The sequence below is a fragment of the Paractinoplanes tereljensis genome (assembly GCF_016862435.1).
Lineage (GTDB): Bacteria > Actinomycetota > Actinomycetes > Mycobacteriales > Micromonosporaceae > Actinoplanes > Actinoplanes tereljensis.
On record NZ_BOMY01000055.1, the window covers coordinates 143807 to 169712 of the forward strand.

Consider the following 25906-nt stretch of genomic DNA (forward strand, 5'->3'; position numbering starts at 1 on the left):
TCACACCTTCTCCTGACAAACGAAATGTCCTGACAAGGAGAACACGTGCGCCGAAAGTCAAGGGCTGATTTCGCTACGTGTAACCCGATGGTGGAAGAATTGACTCGGATTATGCATCAGGCATTGCGCGGTACGCCGGACGCAGAAGGTCGACAATCGGGCGGCCCTGTTGTGTTATGCGCGGCGGATCCAGTTGATCCAGAAGCGCATCCGGCCTGGTCACCGCCCCGGGGCGCCCGCCAATCGGCGCAATCGGCGCTGATTGATCGCCCCAGAAATCGGCCGGATCGCCAAGGTCACCCGAAGGGATCTCCGAATCATTGGCCGAATAAACTTCGGAATCAGCTGAAGAATTTGCTGATTTCGGAATAGCGGCAGCGCGCAGTTCTCGCAGATGCAGCAACAGCTCGTCCCGGGACCGGCCGCGCCACGCGAAAACGCCGAACGGGTCCTCCTCGAACGACCGGGCGAGGGCGTAACAGGTCGCCGCCAGGTGCACGCAGGGCATCGGCCACCGCTCGCAGCCGCAGTCCATCGCGACCTCGTCCAGCGACAGCGGCACCAGGCTGAGCCCGGCCGCCGCGAACACCGCACCGATCCCGGCCGGCATCCGCCCGCCGAGCAGGTCGGCCGCGTACCGAGCCTCGGTGACCAGGTCCTGTTCGACCCGGGCCCACTCGGAGGCGCCGAACGACCGCACCGCGATCCGCGCCCGGAACGCCGTCGCGTCTTCCGGCCCGCGAACGAGCGCCACCACCAGGCTGCCGGAGATGGTCAGCTGCCGGACGTGCCCGGCGCGCTCGTCGCGCCGGCCGCGGGCGAAGGTCGGCCCCATCCGCAGCGACTCGAAGGTGCCGAGGAACTCGATCGCCATGCCGGAGTCAGTCAACGACGGCCTCCGGTTCCAGTCGCAGCAGAGCGCGGAGCTCGACGGTGTCGAGCGCGGTCAGCCAGGCCTCACCGTTGCCGACGACCCGCGACGCGAGCACACCCTTGTCGACAAGCATCCGGTCGATGCGTTCCTCGAGGGTGCCCAGGCAGACCAGGGTGTGCACCTGGACGTCGCGGCGCTGTCCGATCCGGAACGCCCGGTCGGTGGCCTGCGCCTCGGTGGCCGGGTTCCACCACCGGTCGACGTGCACGACGTGGTTGGCGGCGGTCAGGTTGAGCCCGGTGCCGCCGGCCTTCAACGACAGCACGAAGACGCCGGGCCGCTGGTCCTCCTGGAAGGCGGCGACCAGGTCGTCGCGCTCGGCCCGGGTGGTGCCGCCGTGCAGGAAGCGGACCGGCACACCGAACCGGGCCGCGAGGTGCGGCGTGAGCATGGCCCCGAACTTGGCGAACTGGGTGAAGCAGAGCACGCTCTCCCCGTCGGCGAGCGCGCCGTCGACGATCTCCTCCAGGCGTTCCAGCTTGCCGGACCGGCCGGGCAGCGGCGAACCGTCGCCGAGCAGCAGCGCCGGGTGCACGCACGCCTGTTTGAGCTTGGTCATCGCGGCCAGCACGATGCCCTTGTTCCACTTGTCGGTGCTCTCGGTCAGCCGGGTCGTCATGTCCTGGAGGATCGCCTGGTAGAGCGTGGCCTGTTCGGTGGTGAGCCCGCACAGGTGCCGGACGTGCCGCTTGTCGGGCAGGTCGGTGATGACGGCCGGGTCGGACTTGACCCGGCGCAGCAGGAACGGCCGGGTGGCGGTGCGCAGCCGGGCCGCGGCCTCCTCGTCGGCGTAGCGCTCGATCGGGACGGCGAACCGGGCCCGGAAGGTGTGCGCCGACGCGAGCAGCCCCGGGTTGACGAAGTCGAGGATCGACCACAACTCGGCGAGCCGGTTCTCCACCGGCGTACCCGTCAGGGCGATCCTCGTCCGCGCCGGGAACCGGCGCACCGCCTTGGCCATCGCCCCGGCGCTGTTCTTGACGTGCTGCGCCTCGTCGAGCACCACCCGGTCCCAGGTGAACGCGGCCAGGTCGTCGGCCATCCGCAGCGCGGTCGCATAGGTGGTGAGCAGCAGATCAGCGCCCTCGAACGACGGTTGCGAGGCGCCGTGCAGGACCCGGACGGTCAGCGACGGCGCGAACCGGGCCGCCTCCCGCTGCCAGTTGCCGAGCACCGACAGCGGGCAGATCAGCAGCGCCGGCCCGGACCGGCGGTGCAGCAGCAGGGTGAGCAGCTGCACGGTCTTGCCGAGGCCCATGTCATCGGCGAGGCAGGCGCCCAGCCCGAGCGAGTCGAGGAACGAGAGCCAGGAGAAACCCCGGATCTGGTACGGCCGGAGCTCGCCCCGCAGACCCGGCGGCGGTGGCAGCAGTTCGAGGTTCTGGTCGAGGTCCCCGCCGAGCAGGTCGGCCAGCCAGCCCTTGCCGCCGACCGCGGTGACCGGCATCGGCAGTTCCTCGGGCGGCAGCAGCCGGATCATCCGCAGCGCGTTCCCGGCGGTCATCGACCCGCCGCCGCGTTCCAGGAAGGTGAGCCCGGCGGCCAGGCGTTCGGGGTCGAGGTGGACCCACTGCCCACGCAGCCGGACCAGCGGCACCTTGGCCCGGGCCAGGTCGGTCAACTCGGTCTCGGTGAGCGGCCGCCCGCCCAGGGCCAGCCCCCACTGGTAGTCGACCAGGTGGGCGAGGTCGGCGGCCTGGTCGCGCAGCACCGGCGCGACCGGGTCGCGTTCGCGCAGCTCGAGGGCGAGTCCGAGGCTCTGCCGCTGGCGCCACCAGGTGGGCAGCAGCACGCCGTAGCCGGCTTCCTCGAGCATCGCGGCGTGGCTGAGGAAGGTGTGTGCCTCGGCGGTGTCGAGGACCATGTCGATCGGCCGCGGCACCCGCAGCGCGGCCTGCAGGTCGGGGTAGAGCCGGGCGGCCCGGCCGAGGCCACCGAGCAGGCGTTCCTGCGGGTGCCGGGTCCAGCGGCGCAGCGGGGCGTACTCGTCGCGCCAGATGTCGGCCGCGGTGACCAGGGCGCTGGGTTCGTCGACCGCCTGGAGCAGGAATTCCAGCAACCAGACGTCCCGGCCGGGCGGCCGCGGACCCTGGTCGGTGGCGTCCGGTTCCTCCTCCAGCTCGGTCAGGTGGCTGAGCCGGAAGCACAGTCGCACGGCCGCGCCGGATCGCGCGTCGGCGTGCCAGGCGTCGAGCCGGTCGGCGAGGTCGTCGGCGAGCGCCGGGGCCGCGGTGAACTCCGCGTCGAAGCCGGTAAGGGCGGCCAGCCAGCCGTCGCCGATCTGCACGCCGGCCAGGGCGAGGCGGGTGCGGACCAGGCCGTCGACCAGGCGGTTCAGCGCGGCGGCGAGGGTATCGGCGGCGGGCAGCCCGGCCACGTCACCGGGCCGGGCGCGTTCGGCCCGGCAGGCCGGGGGCATGCGGCGCTGCAGGTCGGCGTGGTGCACGGCGTCGAAGCCGGTGAGCACCGGCCGCCACCGGGCGACCGGCCCGCCGGGGAGCACCGCCGGCAGCACCCGGCCCCGCCGCACCAGGTCGGCGGCGAACTCGCACAGCTCGATCAGCCAGGCCACCGACGGCCCGAGCCGCCCGTCGAACTCGTCGGCCAGCTCGTCGTCGACGAACGGCACCTCGACGACCGGCACCAGCCACGGCCGCAGCCGGGGTGTGCCACGCCGGGGCGGGAGCCCGAGCTGCGGCGACGGCATCGGCCCGGCGCTGGTCGAGGGCAGCATCACGGTCGCCGGCCCGCGCGCCGACCCGGCCGGCAGCCGCGACTCCGGAAGCGCGAAAGGATGCCCGCCCCGGATAATCGAAGAATCGGATTTATCCGACTCGGCCCACAGCACCAGCGCCCCGTCGCGCGCGACGAGCCCGTGGAGAACCCGGACCGACGCCTGGACCAGCGAGGTGCTCATCGCACGGCCCAGACGATGTCGGGCGGCCGGACCCGGGCACAGCGCGGGTCACCAAAGGAGTCGGTCAAACCCAGCGTGCCACCTAAAACCGCGTCCGACTCGAAAGCCGCCCGCAGCAACGCGGTCGGAATGTCCGAAAACATCAGTTTGGCCCGCCGGAACATCACGAACGTAGAACCGTCGACGTTTCCCCAGCTCAGATAGAGGAACCGCGCCCCCGGCCGGCCGTGCACGAACGGCCCGCCGACGTCGAGCAGCTCGTCGACCTCGCGGGCGTCGACGTCGAGATCCCAGACCGCCGACGGCGCCGAGGCCGGCACCCAGGACACGACCGCCGACTTCCGCTGCACCCCGACATGCACGTTACGCAGGCGCAACTCATCGGCTGCCGGGCCCGAACGGCTCCCCGGCAGATCCTGTCCCTCGATCCGGATCCGCACCCGACCGACTCTAGGCCGGGCCTACGACAAAAACGCCTCAGGAGTGATCCCGCACCCAGGCGTCGATCAACCCGCCGAAGTGTGCGAGGAACTTCTCGTGCTCGTGCACCGGGTAGGTGGCCCGGACCGTCTCGCGCAGCAGCGACCGGAACTCCTCCGAGGTCACCCACTCGTAGACGATCGCGTCCACGTTGCGCAGGTGCTTCTCGCAGAACTCCTCGTACTTCTCGGTCTCGAAGTACTCGTCGGCGAGCCGCCGGTACTCCCCCAGCTTCTCGGCGTACGACAGGGATGGGTCGTCGCCGATGGCGAAATAGCGCGACGTGTCGGTGTCGAGCCGCGGTTTGCGGCCGGTGACCACGCAGAACACCGTCCAGCGCAGCAGCGCCGACATCGCCCACGGGAAGTAGTAGTGCAGCGAGGTGACCGCGACGTCGGGACAGGCGTTGGCGTAGTCGATCGGGTGCACGTCGGTGCCCCGTACCAATGACTCGCAGCTGTTGAATTCCCATCGGAAGAACGCGTTGACCAGCCGCGAGATGGTCACCACCTCGTGCCCGACGTCGGCGGTGAGGAACCCGTGGTCGACCTCGTAGCGGGCGTGCATCGGCTGCTCGGGGCGGAACTTCATCACCATCGTCTCCGGCCCGATGGTCAGCGAGCGGGCGAACACGTCGTAGTTCTCGACGGCGGCCTGCAGGTGCATGAGCCGCTCGCCGGAAGCGTCGTAGGCGGCGTGCAGCTCGTCCGAGTTCCGGATCTTGGAGACACCGACCCAGGCGCCACCGTCGTACGGCTTCATGTAGAGCGGATATCCCACCTGCGCGGCCGCCGCGTCCAGGTCGAACTCCTTGTTGTAGCGGGCCGCGGTGTACGCGTAGCGACTGTTGTCGAGCGGGTTCTTGTACGGCACCAGGACCGTCTCCGGCACCTTGAGCCCGAGCCGCATCATCGCGCAGTACGCGGCGTGCTTCTCCATCGACTGGAACGTGAACGGGCTGTTCAGCAGGTACACGTCGTCCATCAGCGAGATCTTCTTGAGCCACTCGCGGGGGTGGTAGTACCAGTACGCGAGCCGGTCGATGACCAGGTCGTGCCGCGGTTTGTCACGCAGGTTGAACGGTTCGATGGTGACCCGCTCGGTGACGGCCCGGTGGGTGCGCCCGTCCGGCCCGGTGACGATCCCGAGCCGGCGCAGCAGCGCCTCGTAGGCCCGGGGCCAGTCGTCCTCGGTGCCCAGCAACAGTCCGATGGTGTGCTCGACGTCGGCCACGTCGTCCTCCCCGGGGATTCGAGAGTTACGACCACACCCGCCGCAGCAGCGTGGTCAGATGCGGATCGAGGGCGTCCCGCCAGTTGGTCCAGTTGTGCCCCTCGCGGTTCTCTGCGAAGGCCACGTCGTATCCCTGCCCTCGCAGGGCGTCGGCCATGCTTCGGTTGTTGGCCAGGTTTTCCTCGACGGTGCCGCAGGTGAGCACGGCCGGCACCGCGGGGCCCGACGAGGCCCGGCGCACCGCGGAGACGAACCGGATGATCCGCTGGTAGCGGGCGAAACCCGATTCCTGCGAGTCGTAACGGTGCTGGAAGAAGCTGCCGGACTGCAGGAACAGCCCGGCGAACCGGGTCGGGTCGTGGCGCTGGGCGTGCAGCATGGCGAGGGCACCGAGGCTGGCCCCGATCCCGACCACCGGCCGGTCGTCGGCGACGCGCGGCAGGATCTCGGCGGTCAGGGCTTTCGCGTAGGCCGGGTTGGCCGCGTACCACTCCAGGCGGTCACCGGCCGGCAGCAGCACCAGGCGGAACGGCTCGACCCGCCCGGCCGCCACCATCGCGGCCACGAACTGGCCCAGGAAGGCGTGCTGGTCGTAGTCGGGCCCGTCGTGCGCGACGAGCACCCGGTCGGTGGGCACGGCCGGGGACCACACCCGGGCGGTCAGCTCGACCCGCAGCACCGGCGCCGGCAGCCGCACGTCCTGCCAGTCCCCGTCGGCACGGGGCAGATGACGCCAGTCAGCCTCCGCCACCCGTTCCATGTCCGAACATTAACCGCCGGAGGCCCGGCCCGCGCGCTATCGCGATCAGCCAGTGTCAACCGGTGAACGACTGGGCCGACGGCGAGGCCGGCGGCAGCCCGAACATCTCGGCCAGGCCGGTGACTCGCAGCTGGCGGTGCACGAACTCGCTGGGATTGCGCAGCACGAACCGGGTGCCCGTCTCGCGGGCCGCGTGGTAGCCGGTGACCAGGGCACCGATGCCCATCGAGTCCATGAAGACCACGAACGTCAGGTCGACGATGAGGGTTATCGGGCGTTCCCGGGCCAGCGTGCCGAGCAGGGACTCGCGCAACGCGTCCACGGTGGCGGCGTCGAGGCTGCCGCGGACGTCCACCACGATCGCCCCGTCGGCCTGGGTGCGCGTGGTCATCACCGCCTCGCCCATCACCGACCTCCGCATCCTGCCCGTTCGCCACACCGTACAACGACGATCGGACGCCTCGCAGGCAGCCAGGAGTTTCGGTACCACTCTCGACTTGCGGAGTATCCACGACCGTGCACAGAGTGAGATCGGTAGTCGCCAATCAAGCCAAGGTGGTGGGCGGTGGCAACGACATCAGGAAAACCCGGGATCTTCGCCATCCGGGACGTCCGATCGCTGATCTCCGAGACGGCCGAGGAAGGTCAGGGGCTGAAGAAGTCGGTCGGCGTGGTCCAGCTGACCGCCATGGGTGTGGGCGCGATCATCGGCACCGGCATCTTCGTGGTGATCGGCAAGGGCGCCGGCATCGCCGGTCCGGCCGTCATCCTCTCCTTCGTCCTGGCCGCGGTGGCCTGCGCGTTCTCCGCGCTGTCCTACGCCGAGCTGGCCTCGTCCATCCCGGTATCCGGCAGCGCATACACCTACACGTACGCGACGCTGGGCGAGATCGTCGCCTGGATCATCGGCTGGGACCTGATCCTGGAATACGGCGTCTCGGTGGCCGGCATCGCGGTCGGCTGGGGCGGCAACCTGAACGCGTTCCTGGACGCCGCGTTCGGCTATCAGCTGCCGGATGCGATCGCCAAGAGCCCCTCCGAGGGCGGCGTGTTCAACCTGCCGGCCGTCTTCATCGTCCTGGCGATCACGCTCCTGCTGGTCCGGGGCGTCACCGAAAGCGCCCGCGCCAACCTGGTGATGGTCGTGATCAAGCTGGCCGTACTCATCTTCTTCCTGGTGGTGGCGTTCGCGAACTTCGGCACCGGCAACTTCAAGCCGTTCGCGCCGGACGGGGTGGACGGGGTGACCGCGGCCGCGGCGATCATCTTCTTCGCGTACATCGGCTTCGACGCGGTCTCCACCGGCAGTGAGGAGGCCAAGAAGCCGGGCCGGGACCTGCCCATCGCCATCCTCGCCTCGCTGGGCATCTGCACGCTGTTCTACGTGCTCACCGCGGTCGGCGCGATCGGCATCGCCACACCCGACCAGATGAAGGGCAGCGACGCTCCGCTGGCCGCCGCGCTCGACCAGGGCGCCGGCATCAGCTGGGCGGCCGGCATCCTGGCGCTCGGCGCGGTCGTCGCGATCACCAGCGTCGTGCTTGTCATCTTCTACGGCCAGACCCGCATCTTCTTCGCCATGTGCCGCGACGGCCTGATGCCGAGGCGGCTGGCCACGGTCAACCAGCGGTACGGCACGCCGGCCCGGCTCACCATCGGCCTCGGCGTGCTGATCGCGATCCTGGCCGCGCTGGTGCCGCTGGGCACCATCGTGGAGCTGGTCAACATCGGCACGCTGTTCGCGTTCGTGCTGGTCAACATCGGTGTGATCATCCTGCGCCGGACCCGGCCGGAGATGCCGCGGCCGTACCGGGTGCCGTGGTCGCCGGTGCTGCCGATCATCGGCGTGCTGTTCGCGCTCTACCTGATGAGCGACCTGCCCTGGGAGACCTGGATGCGGTTCGGCGTGTGGCTGGTCCTCGGCATCGTGATCTACGTGCTCTACGGCTACCGCAACTCGCGACTGCGCACCGAGCCGCAGAGCACCCCGGCCTGGGCCAAGGACCCGGATTCGGACAAGGATCCCGAGGAGAACCAGCCATGAGCGGCCCGGTGATCGCGGGCGCACCCGGCCCGGGCGCGCTGACCCTGGGCCGGTGGACCGCCGAGACGCTCGGCGTGCCGCTGATCGTCGCGGTGGTGCACCCGGCCCCGGCCGCGCTCGGCTCGGGCCGGGTCGACGCCGAGTGGGTGGCCGACCGCCATCGGGCCGCCCAGCAGGTGCTCGACGAGGCCAGGGAGTCCCTGCCCGAGACCGGAAGCATCGAATACCGCCTGGTCGCGTCCTCGTCAGCCGCCCACGGCCTGCACGACCTGGCCGAGCAGACCGGCGCCGCCCTGGTGGTGATCGGTTCCGGGCAGGAGGCACTGGGCAGCACCGCGGAACGGCTGCTGTCCGGCAACGCCTGCCCGGTCGCGGTCGTCCCCGGCGATCTGGTCGAGCAGCCCGGCACGCTGGGGCTGATCGGTGTGGCGTACGTGGACACCCCGGACGGGCGGGCCGCCCTGCAGGAGGCGGCGAGGCTGGCCGCGGGCGCCGGCGCGAGGCTGCGGCTCTACACGGTGGTCGCCGAGGGCCGCAGCCCGTTGCCGTTCCTGCACGACGCCGAGCGGGTGTTCCACGAGACCGCCCGGGAGACCTACGAGCACTCGCTGGCCACCGCGGCGCGCAGCGTGCCCGAGGTGGAGGCGGATTGGCGGATCATCAGCGGCGACGTGGTCGACACCCTGGCCGGGCTGGACGAGGTGGACGTGCTGTTCTGCGGCTCGCGCGGTTACGGCCCGGCCCGCCGGGTGCTGCTCGGCGGCGTGTCCACCCGGCTGCTGCGCCGGGCCCGCCGCCCGGTGGTGGTGGTCCCGCGCAGCGGCTAGAGAACTAGGCCCGGTGTCGCCCGGTCGGCTCGTCGATCCAGCGGGGCGACACCGGCACCGGTTCCAGGTCACTGATCGGCACGTACACCCGGGCGTCGACGGCCTCGGCCAGCAGCAGCGCCGCGACCAGCGCGGTGGGCCGCTCGGCCGGGTTCTTGGCCAGGCAGCGGGACAGCAGGTCGACCACCTCGCCGGGCAGGCCGTCGATGTCCGGCAACGGGTCCGGGTCGTCGTGACATTCGGCGTGCACCAGCTCGGTGGGGGTGGCCCGCAGCCACGGCAGCCGTCCGCTCAGGCACTGGTAGAGCAGGGTGCCGAGGCCGAACATGTCGCTGGCCGCGGTGGCCGGGTGCCCGGCGAACCGTTCCGGCGCCACGTACGCCGGGGTGCCCATCACCGGCCCGTCCGGGTCCTCGTCGGCCTCGCCGATCGCGGCGGCGATGCCGAAGTCGAGCACCTTCGCGCCGGACGGGGTGAGCATGATGTTGCCCGGCTTGATGTCGCGGTGCACCACGTTCTCGCCGTGCGCGGCGGCCAGCCCGGCGGCCACCTCGGCGCAGATCCGCACCGCGATCCGCCAGTCGAGCGGCCCGGTCGCCAGGTGCTCGCTGAGGGTGCGCCCCTCGACCAGCTCCATCACGATGTACGGCTGCTCGGCCGAGGTTCCGAAGTCGTGCACGCCGGCCACGTTCGGGTGCGCGAGCCGGGCCGCACTGCGGGCCTCCCGCTGCACGATGTCGGCTGTGGTCTGCTGGTGTGGCGCCATCACCTTCACCGCCACCGGCCGATCGAGAACCTCGTCATGGCCGCACCACACCTCGGACATCCCGCCGACGCCGATGCGCCGAACGAGCTGGTACCGCCCACCCAGTGTCCGCATGAGCCGCCCCGTACCCGCCCGAGATCGAGCACAAACGCTGTACTCCAATACTGTATGGCGATACAGTCCGACAGCATGACCCGCTACGGCCCGATGTTCGGCCCCGACTACACCTTCCTCGGCGTTCCGGCCTGTGACTGGCAGGAGCCGGCCACCTACGCGGACGCCGACGTCGTCATCGTCGGCGCGCCCTTCGACGGCGGCACCTCGCACCGGCCCGGCGCCCGGTTCGGCCCGCAGGTCATCCGGGGCACCGACTATCTGCCGCACGACGGTTCCCGCCCGCACATGTCGATGCGGGTGGATGCCCTGGAAAACGTCAAGGACGCCGGCGACCTGGAGGTCTACTCCGGCGAGATCCAGCGCAGCTGCGGAATCATCGAGGACGCCGTGGCCTTCATCGCGAAAAACGGGGCGATCCCCGTGATCCTCGGCGGCGACCACACCGTGACCTGGCCGGACGTGGCCGGAGTCGCGAAAAACTATAAAAACATCTCGGTCATCCACTTCGACGCGCACGCCGACACCGGCGACATCGAGTTCGGCTCGCTCTATGGGCACGGCCAGCCGATGCGCCGGCTGATCGAGTCCGGCGCGGTCCGCGGCGACCGCTTCCTCCAGGTCGGCCTGCGCGGTTACTGGCCCGGACCGGAGACCCTGGACTGGATGGCCGACCAGGGCATGAACTCGTTCCACATGAGCGAGATCGTCGTCCAGGGCCTGGACACCATCCTCGACCGGGCCTTCGAGATCGCCCTGGACGGCTGCGAGGGCGTCTTCCTCTCGGTCGACATCGACGTCTGCGACCCCGGCCACGCCCCCGGCACCGGCACCCCCGAGCCGGGCGGCCTCACCAGCCGACAGCTGCTCGACGCGGTCTCCCGGATCTGCCACGAACTGCCGGTGGTCGGCATGGACATCGTCGAGGTCTCGCCGCCGTTCGACCACGCCGAGATCACCGCGATGCTCGGCAACCGGGTGGTCCTGGAGGCGTTGTCCGGCATGGCCCGCCGTCGCAAGGACGCCGGCGGCCCGCCGTGGAACCGGGCGACTCCGCTCCTAGCGGGCCGGGGGACGCAAAAGGACGAGCCGGCCTAGCGCATCGGCCAGCAGGTCACCGGCCACCACCGCGGTGACCTGCGGATCACCGAGGGCCACCGGCAACGCGAGCCCGTCGATCAGGGCAAGCGCCTGCCGGGCCACCACCAGCGGTGCCGTGTCGATGCCAAAGCGCTCGTCGGCGACACCAGACGTGATGACCGAGGCGAGCAGCGAATGCCAGCGCGTGTAATCGCCGAGAACCTCGGCCCGCAACTCCGGGTCGCGCAGCGCCCACCGCCACGATTCGACCCACAGCCGCCAGCCCGCGTCGCTGCCCACCGCGCCGGTCAGATGCGAGGCGATGACCAGCAGCTTCTCCCACGCGTCGCCGATCCCGACGAGCCGCGGCGTCACCGCGTCGAAGTCGCTCTGCGCCGCGAACCGGAACACCGCGATCAGCATGTCCTCGCGACTGCCGAAGTAGTACTGCAACGTCGAAACCCCGACCCCGGTGGCCGCGGTGACGTCGGTGAAGCGGGTGGCATCGGCGCCGCGTTCCGCGACGACCGCGCAGGCGGCGGCCAGGACGTCGGCGCGCTTTCGCGCGGCGCGACGCCCGCCGTTCCTGGTCACGTCACTCACGGCGCATGTCTATCACGACCATATAAATACGGGCATCGAACAGTCCCGGGATCGGGGACCGGCTCGCTGCACCCTTGCGGCCATACCCGGCTTCCGGCCGGAAGATCGACGTTGCCCAAACCCCCAAACCGAGTGATCCTGATCGGGTGACCACGTGGACGGACCGGATCACCGACCGCATTACCGAGCTGGTCTCCATCCCGTCCACCGCCGACCGTCCCACCGAATTGCGCCGCGCCCTCGACCTGGTTCTCGAGGAGGCCGGCCCCGGCTGGAAGGTCCGCGAGTTCGAGTCGAACGGCAAGCCCAGCGCCCTGTTGCACGCGCCCGGCCAGGACGGCCCGTTCCGGGTCGTGCTCAACGCCCACCTCGACGTCGTCCCGGCCCCACCGGAACAGTTCGTCCCCCGGCGCGAGGGCGACCGCCTCTACGCCCGTGGCGCCCACGACATGAAGGCCGCCGCCCTGGTCCTCGCCGGCGTGTTCCGCGAGCTGGCCGCCGACCTGCCCTACCCGATCGCGCTGCAGCTGGTGACCGACGAGGAGGTGGGCGGCGCCGACGGCACCGCCCACCAGCTCGCCGCGGGCGTCCGCGCCGACTTCGTGATCATCGGCGAGCAGAGCGGCCTGCGGGTGGTGACCGAGTCCAAGGGGATCTGCCACGCGCGCCTGACGACGACCGGCCGGGCGGCGCACGCGGCCTATCCGTGGCTCGGCCACAACGCGGTGCTGACGCTCACCGAGGCGGTGACGCGGCTGTTGAACGCCTATCCGGTCCCGGGAGCCGAGGCGTGGACCACCACCATCAACGTGGCCCGCCTCGACACCCCGAACCGTGCGTACAACCAGGTGCCCGCCGAGGCCACCGCCTGGCTGGACATCCGCTACCCGCCGTCCGATCCGGACTTCGCGGGCCGCACCGCCGAGCAGGTCGCCGCGCACCTGACCCGGGTGGCCGGCGCCCCGGCCCAGATCGACGCGCTCGGCCCGCCGCACCGGGCCGACCCGGCCGGCCCGGGAGTGCTCGCGCTGCGCGACGCGATCCGCACCACCGGCCATCCGGCGAGCCTGTTACGCAAGCACGGTGCCGCCGACGGCCGGTACTACCACGCGCTGGGCATCGACGCGGTGATCTTCGGCCCCGGCGGCGACGGCCAGCACGGCCCGGCCGAGTACCTCGACATTCCGACGTTACGGCCGTATCACGACGCGTTGGTCGCCTTCTTGCAGACCTTCGGCGGATGACGCGTGGTCAGGCGCCGGCCACAGAATGCGATCATGACGTCAGTCACCGTTGGCCAGCAAGAGCCAGCGCACCCGCCGGATCAACTCGGCCGGGCTGAACGGCTTGACCAGGTAGTCGTCGGCGCCCACGGTGAGCCCAAGGTCGATGTCCACCTGCCGGTCGCGCCCGCTGAGCATCAGCACCGGGATCTGCGCAGTCGCGGCCGAGGAGTGCAGCTCGTAACAGACGCTCAGCCCGTCCAGGCCCGGCATCGCGACGTCCAGGATGACCATGTCGGGCAGCTCGCGGTGGACCAGGTTCAGCGCGGAGGTGCCGTCCCCCGCGGTGATGGCGTTGTAACCGGCCGCGCTGAGCTTGAAGGCGACCAGGTCGCGAACGCCCTCGTCGTCGTCCGCGACCAGGATGGTGGGCTCGGCGACGTCGGTGGCCCAGTCGGCGACCGGCGACACCAGAGACAGGGACGGCACGGTGAAGGTGGGAACGGTGGACGGCGCGGCTACTACCACTGCGTACTCCTGACCGGGATGTGGTTCGTTCGGTTCAAGCGCGTGGAAGATCGGCGGCCCGGCCCCGGGCGGCAGAAGAACGTCCGTTGCACAACGGGTGCGAAGAAGCCCAGGTCCGCGCCGCCCCCGCCGTTGCGGGGAGCGTGATGATGCGCTCGCGCGGGGTCCTGGCGGTGACAGCGGTCGTCGCCGTCGTCTTCCAGGCCGTCGTGCCGGCCCTGCCCGAGTGGCTCGGCCGCACCATCTCCGACTCGCTGATCGCGCTCGCCCTGGGCTTCGCGGCCGTCACCTACCTCCGGCGGATCCGCATCGAGGAGTCCCGGCGGGCCCGGATCGCGGTGACCGTGGGTGCGGTGTCGGCCGCCTCGTGGTCGCTGGCCAACCTCCTGTTCCTGATCGACGAGCTGACCACGCCGACCTTCCTGATCACCCCGGCCAGCGTCCTGTCGGTGGTCGCCGCCCTGCTGCTGCCGCTGGGCGTACACCTGATGGCCCCGCCGGTGCCCGGCGCCGAGCGCTACCGCCGGCTGATCGACGTGGCCGCCGTCTCCGGTGCCGTCTACGCCCTGACCTGGCTGTACGTCCTGGCCCCGACCCGGGACCAGGGCTCCGACGGGATGACCTACGGGTTCGCCACACTCCTTGTCGCGCCGGAGGTCGTCGCGGCCTCGGTGGCCCTGGTCACCATGTCGCGCAACCTGCCGACCCGGGCCGGCCGGGCGCCGCGCATGCTGGGGGCGGCCGCGGTGGTGCTGGCCCTGACCGCGATGCTGTCGCTGCGCAGCAACGCGGACGGCCGGCCCTGGTACAACCTGGGCGCCGGCGCCGGTTACCTGCTGGCCGCGGCCATGATCGCGGTGGCCAGCCGGATGGCGACGCCGAAGTCGGAACCGGCCGGCACCAAGCGGATGATCTCCGGCGGCTGGGCCTTCCTGCCGTACGTGCCGATCCTGCTCGCGGTCGGCGCCAGCGCGCTGGAGCAGATCCGCCTCGGCCGGCTGGACGCGGTGCTGGTGTGGGTCCTGCTGGTGACGTTCCTGCTGGTACTGGTGCGGCAGTTCATCACGGTCGCGATCGTCGGCCGGCTCGCGGTGACCCTGGAACGCAAACAGGCCGAGCTGGCCCACCAGGCCGACCACGATGCCCTGACCGGCCTGCCGAACCGGTCGTACTTCCACCGGGCCGGCGCCGAACTGGTGGTCGCCGGGCCCGCCTCGAGCATGGTGCTGCTGCTCGACCTGGACGGCTTCAAGCCGGTGAACGACGAGCTCGGGCACGCGGCCGGCGACGAGGTGCTGATCGCGGTGGCGGCCCGGCTGCGCGCCGCGATCCGGCCGGCCGACCTGGTGGCCCGGCTGGGCGGCGACGAGTTCGTGCTGATCCTGGCCGACCTCGACGCGGAGGAGACCGGCCTCGCGGTGGCCCACCGCATCCTCGACTCGATCGGCGACCCGATCCCGGTGCTGGGCACCACCGTGAAGATCGGCGGCAGCGTCGGCCTGACGGTGAGCCGGCCCGGCGAAACCCTGGACTCGCTGGTGCGCAAGGCCGACGCCGCCATGTATGCGGCGAAATCAGCGGGCAAAGGGGCTATCCGCCGCTTCGTCCCTTCGGTCGCGGTCGCGAATTAACTCACGGGTAACCTGCTCTTGACCCACGGTGCCGGGTACTGAGAGCGCGATCACGATCGGGTGGGTCCGGCGTGTGCCCCGCGCCCGGGTCGCCTAGCGTTCTGTCTGAAGCATGTGTGCGCGGTAAACGGCCGCACTGCCGATGGCGGAGCCAGTCCCACAAGGACAAGCTCCGCCATTTTCTCTTTCCCGGTCAGGCAAGCTCGCTGCGCAGGTCGTGGGCGCCGTCGGCCCGGGTGGCCTCGTAGTAGATCCGCCGGCCGCCGGCCGGCAGCTCGACGATGCTCAGGTAGCGCAGGCCGTGCGGCGCGTTCGGGCTGCCCACCGGCCCGGACCGGTCCGCGGTCAGCGGGCCGAAGCTGCCGTCGGGAAGCCGCCGCCCGCGAGCCACCCCGGTGCGCTCCTCCCAGTTCTCGGCGGCCGTGGCCCGCCCGTCGTAGGCGACGGTGATCTCGTCCCCGTCGACCTGGACCGAGGAGACCCGCACCCCGCGCGCGTCCCACTCGCCGGGCCGCCCGGCCAGCGCGGTGCCCTGCCAGGTCCACTCCACGCCGTCCGGGCTGGTCGCGTACTCGGTGGTCATCCGGTCCGCGTCGTCCCAGCTCTCCAGGGGGTGCACCGACGCCCACAGGTGCCAGCCGTGCTCGTCGTGGTGCAGCACCGGGTCCTTGACGCCGACGGTCTCGTCGCCGGCCAGCACGGTCCGGGCCGGCGCGGACGGCAGACCCTCGACGGTGTCGGCCTCGAGCAGGTCGACCCGCCAGTGCTTGGTGCCCGGGGTGGCGGCACTGACATACAGCCGCCAGCGGCCGCCCGGCGTGCGCACCAGAGCCGGCCGCTCCAGGGATTCCGCGCCGAACTGATCCTTGTGCACCTCGGTGACCGTCGTGAAGGTCACCCCGTCGGTCGAGCGGGCCACCACGTTGGAGATGCCCCGGCCCTCCCCGATCGGCAACCGCACCCGGTACGCCAGGTAGATCGCGTCATCGGCGGCGACCGAGCTGGGGGCGCCGGACCACGCACCGGGTTCGTCGCCGGGCGGCGGGACCACCACGGCGGACTCCTCCCAGCGGGGCAGCGGCAGCGTAGAGATCCCGGTGGACAAGGCGGCTCCTAATCGGCAGGCAGTGCTTCGTCAGGCAGGCACGGCGGAACAATATCCGGACAAGGATGCATCAGCTATCGGCAAAGTGGGATTACCGGGCGTTGGCGTGTCGGTCCACGGACAGCCAGTCGTCGTAACTGGCACCCGTGACATCCTGCAGCAACGCGATGTCCTCGGCGAACAACGGCAGCAGCTCGGCCCGCTCGGCCGGCGTGGTGACCGGCCTGGTCCCCTGCTTGCGGTGCAGCAGGGTCAGCAGCGGCCCGCGCGCGGCGAGCCGGAGCGGCACCGGGAAGTGGTGCCCGAACTCGCCGCCGGAGCGCAGCAGCCACCGCAGCACCCCGTTGACCCGGTTGTCCTCGACGACATGGCGGTTCACGTTCTCCTTCGGAATCGCCGAGAGCACCCCCGTCTCCACTCCCAGGAACGCGCAGACCCGGTCGAGCGTGACGGCCGGATCGTCCTTGAGCTCGCGGTAGCGCAGGACCAGCACCTGCTCGCGCGGGAAGTGCTTGTACAGGTTCTGGAGCTGCCGGCCGTACAGGCCCTGGCGGGTGTAGTGCCAGAAGTCGGCCCAGCCGGCCGCGATCCGGGACTCCTCGGCGCGGCAGGCGGCCAGGAAGTCGGCCTCCGGTTCCAGGCCGGCGATCCACAGGTGGGTCCAGTTCGAGTGGGCCCGGTCGACCGGGTCACGCAGCAGCAGGATGATCTTCGCGTCCGGGATCAGCGCCGCGATGCGTTCGTGGGCCTGCTCGTCGTACAGATAGAAGGGTGTTGCCTCGCCCCGGAGGGCCCCGGCCGGGGCCGGCGCGAACAGCGCCTCGTAATCCTCCCGGCGCCAGACGTGTTCCTGGTATGTCTGCACGTCGCCGGGGCCGCCGTGGCGCGGTGGCGGGCCGTCGGAGAGGAAGAACTTCGGCTCCTTGACCGCCGACAGGAACAGCTCGGGGTGCGGCTGCAGTGCGGCATGCAGCGCCGTGGTGCCGGCCTTCGGCACCCCGGCGATCAGGAAGTCAGGCAGTGACATGGGGGCTCCCTCCGCCCGAAAGTGAGGGTAAGCCTACAGATCTAGTAGGTTTTCGCGAGCCCACTCCACGTGCTGAGACGTCCCGGAAACCGCACCGCCGTCCCGGAAACCTCAGCGCAACGGAACGAGCCGGCGCCACCAACTGGCCCGGCGGTACCGCGGGCATTCGCCCGGCCCGCAGAGCGCGCAGTCGGTTCCCCGGCGGTGGTGTTCGTGGGCACGACGCTGATGCCCGCACACACAGAGCGCTTCCTCGGCATTCATCGCTTCACCAACGGTAAGGGCGCCCGAAAGCTACGGGCCCGTTTTGTCAGGCTCGCCATACCCGGTAAGTATCCATTGGTCGCAATCTCTATGCGTCACCCGATCCGGTACACGATCCTTAACTCTTCGTGATGTCGGCGTGCGGTGACCGGGTTCACTACGGCAAGTCGGTCATATAAACCTTGCACGTTTTCATTGCGGTTTTATGGCAAAGGCCGGTTCTGGCGGTTTTGAGTGCTTAGAGCGATAAACAGCGAACCTATCCGTTACCGAGCGTGACTCCTGTGACGTGGCTCTACTTCCGGAGCCGAAGGTGAACTGTCCAGGTCATCCGGTTGGTCGGGAGAAACCACCCGGACGTCGTCACGCTGGCCCTTTGGTCAGTTGACGCAGCGTAGTGAGTTGCTAGGTTGGTCTCCTGAAGCAAACGACCTGCGGTTCTGCTCCCGGAACCGGCCGAGAAGTTGCTTTGCTGATCCCCGGGAGGGACCAACATGAAGCGTTCGCACAACGCCGACAACACGCACGGTAACGACAGCTTGTCACCCACGGTAAGCGTCGTGATCCCGGCCATGAACGAGGAGCGGAACCTTCCGCACGTGTTCGCCGCCCTCCCCGAAGGCGTGACCGAGGTGATCCTGGTCGACGGCGGCTCGGTGGACCGGACCGTCGCGGTGGCCCTCGAGCTGCGCCCCGACGTGAAGGTCGTGCACCAGACCCGCAAGGGCAAGGGCAACGCGCTGGCCTGTGGCTTCGCCGCCTGCTCGGGCGACATCATCGTGATGATCGACGCCGACGGCTCGACCGACCCGGGCGAGATCCCGCTGTTCGTGCAGCAGCTGATCGACGGCGCCGACTTCGTGAAGGGCTCGCGGTTCTCCAACGGCGGCCACAGCCACGACATCACCTCGCTGCGCAAGCTCGGCAACGACGGCCTCAACATCGTGGTCAACGTCCTGTTCGGGACCCGCTTCACCGACCTCTGCTACGGCTACAACGCCTTCTGGCGCAGCGTCGTGCCGGTCCTCGACCTGCCCGACACCCGCCTGCCGCAGCCGGCCGACGGCAGCAAGCTGTGGGGCGACGGCTTCGAGATCGAGACGATGATCAACATCCGGGCGGCCGCCGACGGCATGAAGGTCGGCGAGGTCGGCAGCATCGAGCACGCCCGCATCCACGGCGAGAGCAACCTCAACACCTTCCGCGACGGCTTCCGCGTGCTGCGCACCATCTTCAGCGAGTACGGCCGGATGAAGAGCCAGCGCCGCAAGGGCATCCGCCGCCCCGGCGGAGTGATCGTGCACCAGCAGCGCACCAGCGCCGAGTCCCGCGGCTACGGCCAGATGGTCAACCGCCCGGCGATCACCCGCCCGACCCCGGCGACCGCCCCGATCAACCAGTCCACCCGCGAGGTAGGCACCCGCACCGGCGACATCAAGCCGCTGCCGATGCCCTCCTCCGTCGAGGACTGACCCCTCCCCGGTCTCCCCGTCTCCCCCACCGCGGATCCGGCTCCGGCCATCCCGTGCAACACCCCCTGGAGCAACTCCGTGGAAAAGCAGCGCCCCGCCGTCACCGTGGTCATCCCCGCCCACTCCGCCGAACGCTGGCACACCCTGGTCCGCGCCGTGGCCTCGGCCCGCTCGCAGACCGTCGCCCCGGCCGAGGTGGTGGTGGTCGTCGACCACAACCCCAAGCTGTTCCACCGGATCCGCCGCGACCTGGCCGGCATCACCGTCCTGGAGAGCAGTTACCTCCCCGGCATGGCCGGCACCCGCAACACCGGCGCCTTCCACGCCCAGACGTCGCTGATCGCCTTCCTGGACGACGACACGGTTGCCGACCCCGAGTGGCTGAGCCACCTGCTCGCCCCGTTCGGCGACCCCGAGGTCATCGGCACCGGCGCCGGCGTCCGGCCCGAGTGGCCCGGCACCCGCCCGCGCTGGCTGCCCGACGAGTTCCTCTGGGCGGCCGGCGGCGCCACCGCGGCCCGCGGCGCCCGCCCGGCCGGCATGGTGATCCGCCGCGACCCGTTCCGCCAGGTAGGCGGCTTCGGCACCGGAACCGGCAACCCGCTCTACACCCGGATGACCGACCTGACCGACGGCCGCTGGACGTTCATCCCCGACGCCCTGGTCCGCCACCAGGTCCCGGCCCGCACCACGACGTTCGGCGCGTTCCTGCGCCGCTGCTACACCGAGGGCCGCAGCACCGTCCGGATGGCCACCCTGCTGGCCCCCGGCGCCGCCGACCTGCGAGCGCTCCCCCGAGCCCTGACCCGCAACCTGTCGGCCGCCCTGCGCGGCGAACGCACCACCCACGTCCTGCGAGCCGGCAGCGTCCTGGCCGGCGTAGCCGCCGCCGGCCTCGGCACCGTAGTCGAGTCGGTAACCGCCCGCCGCGCCCCGCACCGGGTGCTAGAGCCGGCCCGGTGACCACCCCCGGCGCCAGCCGGCCCGGTAGCGCCTGCGTCAGGCCGGCGCGGTGAGTGACCGCGGCGTGGGCCGGCCCGGTGCGGTGAGCGACGGCGGACTCGGGCGACCCTGGCGGCCGGTCCGGCGGGCCGAGGCGCTGCTCACCGCTCCCCCGATCACCCCGACCGCGGCGGACCTGCCGGCCGTCGTGCTCGACCTCGACCTGGCCGATCCGCTGCCCTCGGTGCCGGCCGTGCACACCGACGGCCGCCGGGTCCGCCAGGCGTGGGCCCTGGTCCGGCTGTTCACCGAGCCGCTCGGCACCGTCCTGGTCGACGTGCCCGGCACCGGCCTGCGCCCCGCCGCGCTCGGCATCGCCATCGAGGCCGCCCTCGGCCCCGCCCTGCGCGACCGCCTGGGCGACCTGCCCCTGCCGATCGACGGCCACGTCCCCGCGACCGAGCCCGCGTTCCTGGCCGGCCGCCGAGCGATCCTGGCCACCGCCCCGCACCTGACCGTGGTGGTCTGCACCCGGGACCGTCCGGGCGCGCTGGCCCGCTGCCTGGACAGCCTGCTCGTGCAGGACTATCCGGCCTACCGGGTGCTGGTCGTCGACAACGCCCCGACCAGCGATGCCACCGCCGAGGTGGTGCGCTCCGCCGCCCGCCGCGGCCCGGTCGACTACCTGCGCGAGCCCACCCCCGGCCTGTCCCACGCCCGCAACGCCGCGGTCCGCGCCGCCCCCGGCCGGATCCTCGCCTGGCTCGACGACGACGAGGTGGCCGACCCGCACTGGCTGGCCGAGGTGGCCCGGGCCCTGGCCGCCCACCCCGAGGCCGACGTGGTGGCCGGCGTAGCCCTCCCGGCCGAGCTGGAGACCCGCGCCCAGCTGTGGTTCGAGCAGTTCGGCGGCCACAGCAAACGCCGCGGCTTCACCCCCGACATCTTCGGCCCGCACACCGCACGCCGGCAGAGCCCGCTCTACCCGGTGCCCCCGTTCGCCACCGGCGCCAACATGGTTTTCCGCCCCGGCGTGCTGGAGCGAATCGGCCTGTTCGACACCGCACTGGGCGCCGGCACCCCCGCCCGGGCCGCCGAGGACACCCTCGCCTTCACCCGGGTCCTGCTGGCCGGCGGCACGATCGTCTACCAGCCCACCGCGCTGACCTACCGCTACCACGACCGCGACCTGAACGGCCTGCGCCACCAGATAGCCGGCCACGGCACGGGCCTGGCCGCCGCCTGCACCGGCCTGCTGCTCTCCCGGCCCACCCTGCTCTGGCGAGCGCTGAGCCTGATCCCCCGCGCCTTGCGCGACCTGGCCGCCCGCCGGCCCCCACCGGCCGAAACCCCCCTCGACGAGTTCCCCCGAGACCTACGCCGAGCCGAACGCCGAGGAATGCTGTCGGGCCCCAGCGCCTACCTGAAGGGCCGCCGCCAAGCCAAGCGCACCACCGCGGACAACCCCCTCGTACGAAGCCACCTCTAGGCACCCCGAAAGACGGATGATCCATCGCCGCTCTCCCCGGTGACCGGCCTTGTCTCGGCTGTCCTCGCGTGACGGATGACGTGACAGATGGACGGTGCGCTCGGTGGAGGTAGGGCGGCGTCCTCCGAGTGGGGTAAATAGTCACCTTTGCGGGGTTTCTCCGTTTTGGAGCCTCTGCCGAAAGTCGTAGATTCAGATCCCGCTCCGGACCGAAGCGGCGGCGGCCCGCGAACCGGAAGGCTACGGCCATGTCCATCGATCCTCTGAGGCTGGCCGAGGCCGGCGTCGCGGCAGCCCTCATTCTCGGCACCACGACGCTGCCCGCCGCCTGGAACGCGCTCGACCCGACGATCGGCATGGTGCTCGCCACGATGTGGATGATCATCACAGCCGGTGTCTATGCACTACACGCCGTGACCTTCGACTACTTCCGGCTCACTGGTCAGCAGCGTCGGCGGAATTTTTCGCTCACCCGCAGTAGACGGTGAACCGTTTTTTCGCCGCGACCGTAATCCCCGGCAAGACGTTGGCGCTTCAACCACCGGGAGCGACGAAGATGTTCCGACTGATCCAACTGCACACCGAGACCGGCGTTCCGCGCATCGGTGTCGAGGCCGACGGCTATGTCAGCGCCCGCACCGCGCTGGCCCACTACCGCAGCCGCCCGGCCGCTTACTTCGGCGTGGGCCGCTTCGACCACGAAGGCACCCTCGCCGAGATCATCCTGGACCGGCTGTGCGGGCCCCTCGGCGATTGCCCGCGCCCGGCGTCCGTCGTGCACGCCCGCACCTACCAGCGGCTGTGCGCCACCTGCTCGCTCGGCCTCGAGGTGCTGACCGTGCCCGAACTGGCCCGGATGCTCGGCATCGCCTGCCGCCTGGCCCCGGTGCTGGCCCGCTCCGGCCGGCACGCCCGCCTCGAGATCGCCTCGCCGGCCGGCAACCGGATCGCCCGCGAGTTCGCCTCGCACGTGCACGACCCGATCTGGCGCCTCGAACTCTGCGCCGAACTGGCCCGCGACGGCGGCTCGGTCAACGGCCTGCTGATCGGCGTCGGCGCGCTGACCCACCGCGACGTGCTCGACCTGTATCCCCGGTTGCGGACGCTCGCCGACGAGCTGCCGGCAAGCGTGCGCGAGGAACTCTCCCGGGCCACCGCCCGCCCGCTGTCCCCCGCGGGCGTGGCCGGACTCCGTATGGGCCTGTCACCCGCCACGAAGTGACCCGATCACCGAAGTGAGCCGGTCACCCAGGTGAGCCGGTCACCCAGCCGAGCCCGTCACCGCAGCGAGCCCGTCACCGCAGGGAGCCGGTCACCGCAGGGAGCCGGTCACCGCAGTGAGATGCGGAGCACCGAGCCGGTGCCCTTGCAGACGCTGCAGTTGCTGACGAACGCGGAGTCGCCGCGGAACGCGAGCCCGCCCGGCACGGTCAGGCCCTTGGACGCGATCTCCTTCTGCCGGCCGTGCCGGTCGACCCGGATCAGCGCGCCGGTCTGGTCCCCGGAGAGCAGGCCCTTCTTGGCGATCTCCAGCACGTAGAGCTTCCGGTCGGGCCCGAACGCCAGGTCGATGATGTTGGTGAAGCCGGACGCGTAGACCGTCGGCTGGTGGCCCGGCCGAACCCGCCACACCCGCGCCTTGCCCACCAGGAACGGGAAACCGGTCAGCTCACCCACGTAGTAGGCCCCGTCCGGACCCTGCACCACCGAGGTCGGCACGGCCTGCATCGGGATCGGCGTGCCGGCCGGCGGCCCACCCGGGATGGCGGGTGCCGGGACCGTGCGCGACGGGAACACCGCCAGCGTCGACAGCCGGCCGTGCGAGCCCACCCGCACCAGTGAGTTGCCGCCCGCGTCGGCGACCACCTGACCGTCGCGCACCACGGCCACCGAGTTGGGATTGGTGTCCGGCGGTTGCACGCGATCGGGGTTGACCCGTTTCTCGTACGCCCCGAGGTCGGCGACCACGGACGGCCCGTGCCGGCCCGCCCGATAGAGCTTCGCCATGCCGGACAGTTCTTTCATCTGCGACCGCAGGTCGGGGCTTCCGCCCAGCCCGACCGTGAAGTAGAGCGTGCCCCGCCGGTCGAAGGCCACATCGGAGACGCCACCGGCCTCGGTGCCTTCCGGCGACGCCAGCGACGGCAGCCCGCGCAGGATCCGTTTCTGCTTCCCGTGCGCCACCCGGGTGATCGCCGCGGACCGGCCGAAGCACACCGGTCCGCCCTCGGGTCCCTCCTTCTGGCACGGCCCGGAACCACCCCGGCCGGCCTCGGCGACGTAGAGCGCGCCGTCCGGCCCGAAGGCCAGGCCGCGCGGATCATCGAGCCCGGACGCCACCCGAACCGGTGAGCTGGGGCCGGCAGCCACGGCCGGTGCCGAGGAAACGAGCACGGCACCGGCCGCGAGGACGGCGGTGAGAGCGATACGTTTCGTGATCATCTGATCTCCCTCAGTGCTTGACGAACATTCAGCACCCTCACCCCATGGGAAGGTCAAGGCCCATGGCCCGAACGGCCCCAGGCGCCGATCCGTCCTCGATCCGACCCCGACCGGGTGACCGGCCGGTACCGTTCGGGACCATGACCATCACGTTCGACGCGCTGGCCGACCGGGCGCGAGCCCTGGTCGCCGGCGGCGGCCGTGCGGTGCTCGGCATCGCCGGCCCACCCGCGGCCGGCAAGACCACACTGGCCGAGGAGTTGGTCGCCGCCCTCGCCCCCAACCCACCGGCCGGGCTCGAGGCCGGCCGCTGGATCGCGCACGTCCCGATGGACGGTTACCACCTGGCCGACGTCGAACTCGACCGGCTCGGGCTGCGCGGCCGCAAGGGCGCACCGGACACGTTCGACGCCCTCGGCTACACGGCCCTGCTGCGCCGTCTGCACGAGGACGAGGACGAGATCGTCTACGCGCCCGGCTTCGAACGGGTCATCGAGCAGCCGATCGCCGGCGCCATCCCGATCGAGCGAACCGCCCGGCTGATCGTCAGCGAGGGCAACTACCTGCTGCTGGACACCCCGCACTGGCGTACGGTCCGGCCGATGCTGACCGAGGTCTGGTACGCCGACCTCGACCAGGACACCCGCCTGGGCCGGCTGATCGCCCGGCACCTGCGCTTCGGCAAGGACGAGTCGGCCGCGACCGCCTGGGCCACCGGCACCGACGAGCAGAACGCCGAGGTGATCCGGGCGACCCGCGACCGCGCCGACCTTCTCATCCCACCCTCTTTGATCCACCGCGTCGGCACCCCGCCGGCCTGAGTGGCATGCTTCAGAGCGTGTCTGTGGGTGAAGAGGTCGAGACTGAGCCGCGCCGGCGTGGTGGCCGCGTCGTGCGGTTCGCGTTCATCGTCGGTGTCGTGCTGTTGCTGCTGTTCGGCGTGCCCTGGTGGACGCTGGTCGCGGGCGGCAACCACTGGCCCACCCCGGTCTTCCTGACCGGCACGATCGTGGTCGTGCTGGCGGTCGCCGCGTTCCCGGCGCTGATGTTCAGCGGCCACGGCCGCCATCACCGGGACGGCCCCGCCAAGATCGCCGACACCATGCTCGGCGTGGTCTGGGTCCTGTTCGTCTGGTCGATCATCGGGCAGGTCCTCGCGGCCGTCCTCGCCCTGGCCGGGGTGGATTCCCCGGCTCGCTATCGCATCGCCACCGCGGTGGTCACCCTGATCGCCTTGGTCCTGCTCCTTTGGGGGTACGCCGAGGCGATGCGTGTTCCGAGGATCCGGCGCATCGACGTCACCATGCCGCGGCTCGGACCCGGCCTGGACGGGCTGCGCCTGGTCCTGATCACCGACACCCACTACGGCCCGCTCGACCGGGCCCGCTGGTCGCGCGGGGTGACGGTGGCGGTGAACGCGCTCGACCCGGACGTGGTCGCGCACACCGGCGACATCGCCGACGGCGAGGTGTCCCAGCGCCGCGAGCAGGCCGCCCCGCTGGGCGACATCCGGGCGTCGATGGCCCGGGTGTACGTCACCGGCAACCACGAGTACTTCAGCGGCGCCCAGCGCTGGGTGGAACACATGGCGTCGCTGGGCTGGGAGGCCCTGCACAACCGCCACCTGGTGGTCACCCGCGGCGACGACTCGCTGATCATCGCCGGCGTCGACGACCGCACCGCGGCCGGTTCCGGCGTCCCCGGCCACCACGCCGACCACGAGGCCGCCCTCGCCGGCAGCAACCCCGAGCTGCCGATCCTGCTACTGGCCCACCAGCCCGCCCAGATCGGCGGGGCGGTCGCGCACGGCGTCGACCTGCAGATCTCCGGCCACACCCACGGCGGCCAGATGTGGCCGTTCCACTACCTGGTCCGCCTCGACCAGCCGGTCCTGCAGGGCCTGTCCCGGCACTCCGACCGCACCCAGCTCTACACCAGCCGAGGCACCGGTTTCTGGGGGCCGCCGTTCCGCATCTTCGCCCCGAGCGAGATCACCCTGCTGACCCTGCACGCCGGCTGAGCCAA

The 25906-nt window shown here is 71.2% G+C and carries 24 protein-coding genes; 12 read left to right on the plus strand and 12 right to left on the minus strand.

Translation table 11 applies throughout. The features are described 5' to 3' along the window. Positions 1-109 precede the first annotated feature (109 nt). Genes Ate02nite_RS43330 through Ate02nite_RS43355 form a run of 6 tightly spaced genes read right to left on the minus strand, consistent with a single transcriptional unit; the run spans position 110 to position 6715 of the window. Positions 110-889: an SWIM zinc finger family protein gene (locus Ate02nite_RS43330; RefSeq protein WP_239148134.1), complete on the minus strand. Its 780-nt coding sequence runs from the start codon at positions 887-889 to the stop codon at positions 110-112. Further along, the gene (locus Ate02nite_RS43335; RefSeq protein ID WP_203813786.1) at positions 882-3851 is read right to left on the minus strand and encodes a DEAD/DEAH box helicase; all 2970 of its coding nucleotides are present in this window, start codon (positions 3849-3851) and stop codon (positions 882-884) included. Before Ate02nite_RS43335 ends, Ate02nite_RS43330 begins: the two co-directional genes overlap by 8 nt. Beyond that, entirely contained in the window at positions 3848-4291 is a 444-nt protein-coding gene (locus Ate02nite_RS43340) for a DUF5990 family protein (protein ID WP_203813787.1), read from the minus strand. The genes Ate02nite_RS43335 and Ate02nite_RS43340 overlap by 4 nt, the downstream gene beginning before the upstream one ends. A 37-nt stretch (positions 4292-4328) precedes the next feature. Further along, complete coding sequence (locus Ate02nite_RS43345) at positions 4329-5564, minus strand: ATP-grasp domain-containing protein (RefSeq protein WP_203813788.1); 1236 nt, start codon at positions 5562-5564, stop codon at positions 4329-4331. Between the two features lie 25 nt (positions 5565-5589). Further along, positions 5590-6324 carry an alpha/beta hydrolase gene (locus tag Ate02nite_RS43350; protein WP_203813789.1) on the minus strand — a complete coding sequence of 245 codons (735 nt, stop codon included), beginning with the start codon at positions 6322-6324 and terminating at the stop codon, positions 5590-5592. A gap of 55 nt (positions 6325-6379) precedes the next feature. Continuing rightward, complete coding sequence (locus tag Ate02nite_RS43355; RefSeq protein ID WP_239148135.1) at positions 6380-6715, minus strand: STAS domain-containing protein; 336 nt, start codon at positions 6713-6715, stop codon at positions 6380-6382. A 174-nt stretch (positions 6716-6889) separates the two neighbouring features. Here Ate02nite_RS43355 and Ate02nite_RS43360 point away from each other — a divergent pair, with 174 nt between their 5' ends. Together Ate02nite_RS43360 and Ate02nite_RS43365 are read left to right on the plus strand one after the other, a co-directional pair. After that, positions 6890-8368, plus strand: a complete 1479-nt coding sequence (locus tag Ate02nite_RS43360) for an amino acid permease (RefSeq protein WP_203813791.1) — start codon at positions 6890-6892, stop codon at positions 8366-8368. Beyond that, positions 8365-9195 carry a universal stress protein gene (locus tag Ate02nite_RS43365; RefSeq protein WP_203813792.1) on the plus strand — a complete coding sequence of 277 codons (831 nt, stop codon included), beginning with the start codon at positions 8365-8367 and terminating at the stop codon, positions 9193-9195. The genes Ate02nite_RS43360 and Ate02nite_RS43365 overlap by 4 nt, the downstream gene beginning before the upstream one ends. A gap of 4 nt (positions 9196-9199) precedes the next feature. On the opposite strand, the gene Ate02nite_RS43370 is transcribed toward Ate02nite_RS43365, so the two are convergent. After that, positions 9200-10075 (minus strand): serine/threonine-protein kinase, encoded by an 876-nt coding sequence (locus Ate02nite_RS43370; RefSeq protein ID WP_203813793.1) that lies wholly within the window; start codon positions 10073-10075, stop codon positions 9200-9202. Positions 10076-10150: 75 nt separating this feature from the next. On the opposite strand from Ate02nite_RS43370, the gene speB reads away from it, so the two are divergent. After that, positions 10151-11173 carry an agmatinase gene (gene speB / locus Ate02nite_RS43375; protein WP_203813794.1) on the plus strand — a complete coding sequence of 341 codons (1023 nt, stop codon included), beginning with the start codon at positions 10151-10153 and terminating at the stop codon, positions 11171-11173. Here the strand turns inward: speB and Ate02nite_RS43380 are convergent. Then, positions 11135-11758, minus strand: coding sequence for a TetR/AcrR family transcriptional regulator (locus Ate02nite_RS43380; protein ID WP_203813795.1), 624 nt, complete (start codon positions 11756-11758; stop codon positions 11135-11137). The two genes, speB and Ate02nite_RS43380, sit on opposite strands and share 39 nt — an antisense overlap. A 146-nt stretch (positions 11759-11904) precedes the next feature. On the opposite strand from Ate02nite_RS43380, the gene Ate02nite_RS43385 reads away from it, so the two are divergent. Beyond that, positions 11905-13002 carry a M20 family metallopeptidase gene (locus Ate02nite_RS43385; RefSeq protein ID WP_239148136.1) on the plus strand — a complete coding sequence of 366 codons (1098 nt, stop codon included), beginning with the start codon at positions 11905-11907 and terminating at the stop codon, positions 13000-13002. A 39-nt stretch (positions 13003-13041) separates the two neighbouring features. Here Ate02nite_RS43385 and Ate02nite_RS43390 read toward each other — a convergent pair whose 3' ends face one another. After that, entirely contained in the window at positions 13042-13509 is a 468-nt protein-coding gene (locus Ate02nite_RS43390) for a response regulator transcription factor (protein ID WP_203813796.1), read from the minus strand. Between the two features lie 149 nt (positions 13510-13658). On the opposite strand from Ate02nite_RS43390, the gene Ate02nite_RS43395 reads away from it, so the two are divergent. After that, complete coding sequence (locus Ate02nite_RS43395; protein ID WP_203813797.1) at positions 13659-15140, plus strand: GGDEF domain-containing protein; 1482 nt, start codon at positions 13659-13661, stop codon at positions 15138-15140. A 193-nt stretch (positions 15141-15333) separates the two neighbouring features. On the opposite strand, the gene Ate02nite_RS43400 is transcribed toward Ate02nite_RS43395, so the two are convergent. Both Ate02nite_RS43400 and Ate02nite_RS43405 read right to left on the minus strand, forming a co-directional pair. After that, a complete protein-coding gene (locus Ate02nite_RS43400; RefSeq protein WP_203813798.1) occupies positions 15334-16245 on the minus strand; it encodes a glycoside hydrolase family protein in 912 nt (303 codons plus the stop codon). A gap of 91 nt (positions 16246-16336) precedes the next feature. Continuing rightward, entirely contained in the window at positions 16337-17272 is a 936-nt protein-coding gene (locus Ate02nite_RS43405) for a sulfotransferase family protein (RefSeq protein ID WP_203813799.1), read from the minus strand. A 758-nt stretch (positions 17273-18030) separates the two neighbouring features. Between Ate02nite_RS43405 and Ate02nite_RS43410 the strand changes: the two genes are divergently transcribed. From Ate02nite_RS43410 to Ate02nite_RS43430, 5 genes are all read left to right on the plus strand, one after another. Further along, a complete protein-coding gene (locus Ate02nite_RS43410) occupies positions 18031-19008 on the plus strand; it encodes a glycosyltransferase family 2 protein (RefSeq protein ID WP_203813800.1) in 978 nt (325 codons plus the stop codon). A gap of 78 nt (positions 19009-19086) precedes the next feature. Further along, positions 19087-19971 (plus strand): glycosyltransferase family 2 protein, encoded by an 885-nt coding sequence (locus Ate02nite_RS43415; protein ID WP_203813801.1) that lies wholly within the window; start codon positions 19087-19089, stop codon positions 19969-19971. Positions 19972-20020: 49 nt separating this feature from the next. Then, the gene (locus Ate02nite_RS43420) at positions 20021-21439 is read left to right on the plus strand and encodes a glycosyltransferase family 2 protein (protein WP_239148137.1); all 1419 of its coding nucleotides are present in this window, start codon (positions 20021-20023) and stop codon (positions 21437-21439) included. A 248-nt stretch (positions 21440-21687) separates the two neighbouring features. Continuing rightward, on the plus strand, positions 21688-21927 hold the full coding sequence (locus tag Ate02nite_RS43425; RefSeq protein WP_203813802.1) for a hypothetical protein: 240 nt from the start codon (positions 21688-21690) through the stop codon (positions 21925-21927). A 68-nt stretch (positions 21928-21995) separates the two neighbouring features. Next, complete coding sequence (locus Ate02nite_RS43430; protein ID WP_203813803.1) at positions 21996-22661, plus strand: hypothetical protein; 666 nt, start codon at positions 21996-21998, stop codon at positions 22659-22661. Positions 22662-22768: 107 nt separating this feature from the next. Here the strand turns inward: Ate02nite_RS43430 and Ate02nite_RS43435 are convergent, their stop codons facing one another. Next, the gene (locus Ate02nite_RS43435; RefSeq protein WP_203813804.1) at positions 22769-23881 is read right to left on the minus strand and encodes a ScyD/ScyE family protein; all 1113 of its coding nucleotides are present in this window, start codon (positions 23879-23881) and stop codon (positions 22769-22771) included. A 140-nt stretch (positions 23882-24021) separates the two neighbouring features. Between Ate02nite_RS43435 and Ate02nite_RS43440 the strand changes: the two genes are divergently transcribed. Both Ate02nite_RS43440 and Ate02nite_RS43445 read left to right on the plus strand, forming a co-directional pair. Next, complete coding sequence (locus tag Ate02nite_RS43440) at positions 24022-24702, plus strand: nucleoside/nucleotide kinase family protein (protein WP_203813805.1); 681 nt, start codon at positions 24022-24024, stop codon at positions 24700-24702. Between the two features lie 17 nt (positions 24703-24719). After that, entirely contained in the window at positions 24720-25901 is a 1182-nt protein-coding gene (locus Ate02nite_RS43445; protein WP_239148138.1) for a metallophosphoesterase, read from the plus strand. The last annotated feature ends 5 nt before the right edge of the window (positions 25902-25906 follow it).

Bases quoted from the DNA above. Each gene is read 5' to 3' on its own strand.
- Ate02nite_RS43395 (WP_203813797.1), top strand. From the start codon at position 13,659: ATGCGCTCGCGCGGGGTCCTGGCGGTGACAGCGGTCGTCGCCGTCGTC.
- Ate02nite_RS43405 (WP_203813799.1), bottom strand. From the start codon at position 17,272: ATGTCACTGCCTGACTTCCTGATCGCCGGGGTGCCGAAGGCCGGCACC.
- Ate02nite_RS43350 (WP_203813789.1), bottom strand. From the start codon at position 6,324: ATGGAACGGGTGGCGGAGGCTGACTGGCGTCATCTGCCCCGTGCCGAC.
- Ate02nite_RS43425 (WP_203813802.1), top strand. From the start codon at position 21,688: ATGTCCATCGATCCTCTGAGGCTGGCCGAGGCCGGCGTCGCGGCAGCC.
- Ate02nite_RS43355 (WP_239148135.1), bottom strand. From the start codon at position 6,715: ATGACCACGCGCACCCAGGCCGACGGGGCGATCGTGGTGGACGTCCGC.
- Ate02nite_RS43365 (WP_203813792.1), top strand. From the start codon at position 8,365: ATGAGCGGCCCGGTGATCGCGGGCGCACCCGGCCCGGGCGCGCTGACC.
- Ate02nite_RS43430 (WP_203813803.1), top strand. From the start codon at position 21,996: ATGTTCCGACTGATCCAACTGCACACCGAGACCGGCGTTCCGCGCATC.
- Ate02nite_RS43435 (WP_203813804.1), bottom strand. From the start codon at position 23,881: ATGATCACGAAACGTATCGCTCTCACCGCCGTCCTCGCGGCCGGTGCC.
- Ate02nite_RS43370 (WP_203813793.1), bottom strand. From the start codon at position 10,075: ATGCGGACACTGGGTGGGCGGTACCAGCTCGTTCGGCGCATCGGCGTC.
- Ate02nite_RS43440 (WP_203813805.1), top strand. From the start codon at position 24,022: ATGACCATCACGTTCGACGCGCTGGCCGACCGGGCGCGAGCCCTGGTC.
- speB (WP_203813794.1), top strand. From the start codon at position 10,151: ATGACCCGCTACGGCCCGATGTTCGGCCCCGACTACACCTTCCTCGGC.
- Ate02nite_RS43335 (WP_203813786.1), bottom strand. From the start codon at position 3,851: ATGAGCACCTCGCTGGTCCAGGCGTCGGTCCGGGTTCTCCACGGGCTC.
- Ate02nite_RS43410 (WP_203813800.1), top strand. From the start codon at position 18,031: ATGAAGCGTTCGCACAACGCCGACAACACGCACGGTAACGACAGCTTG.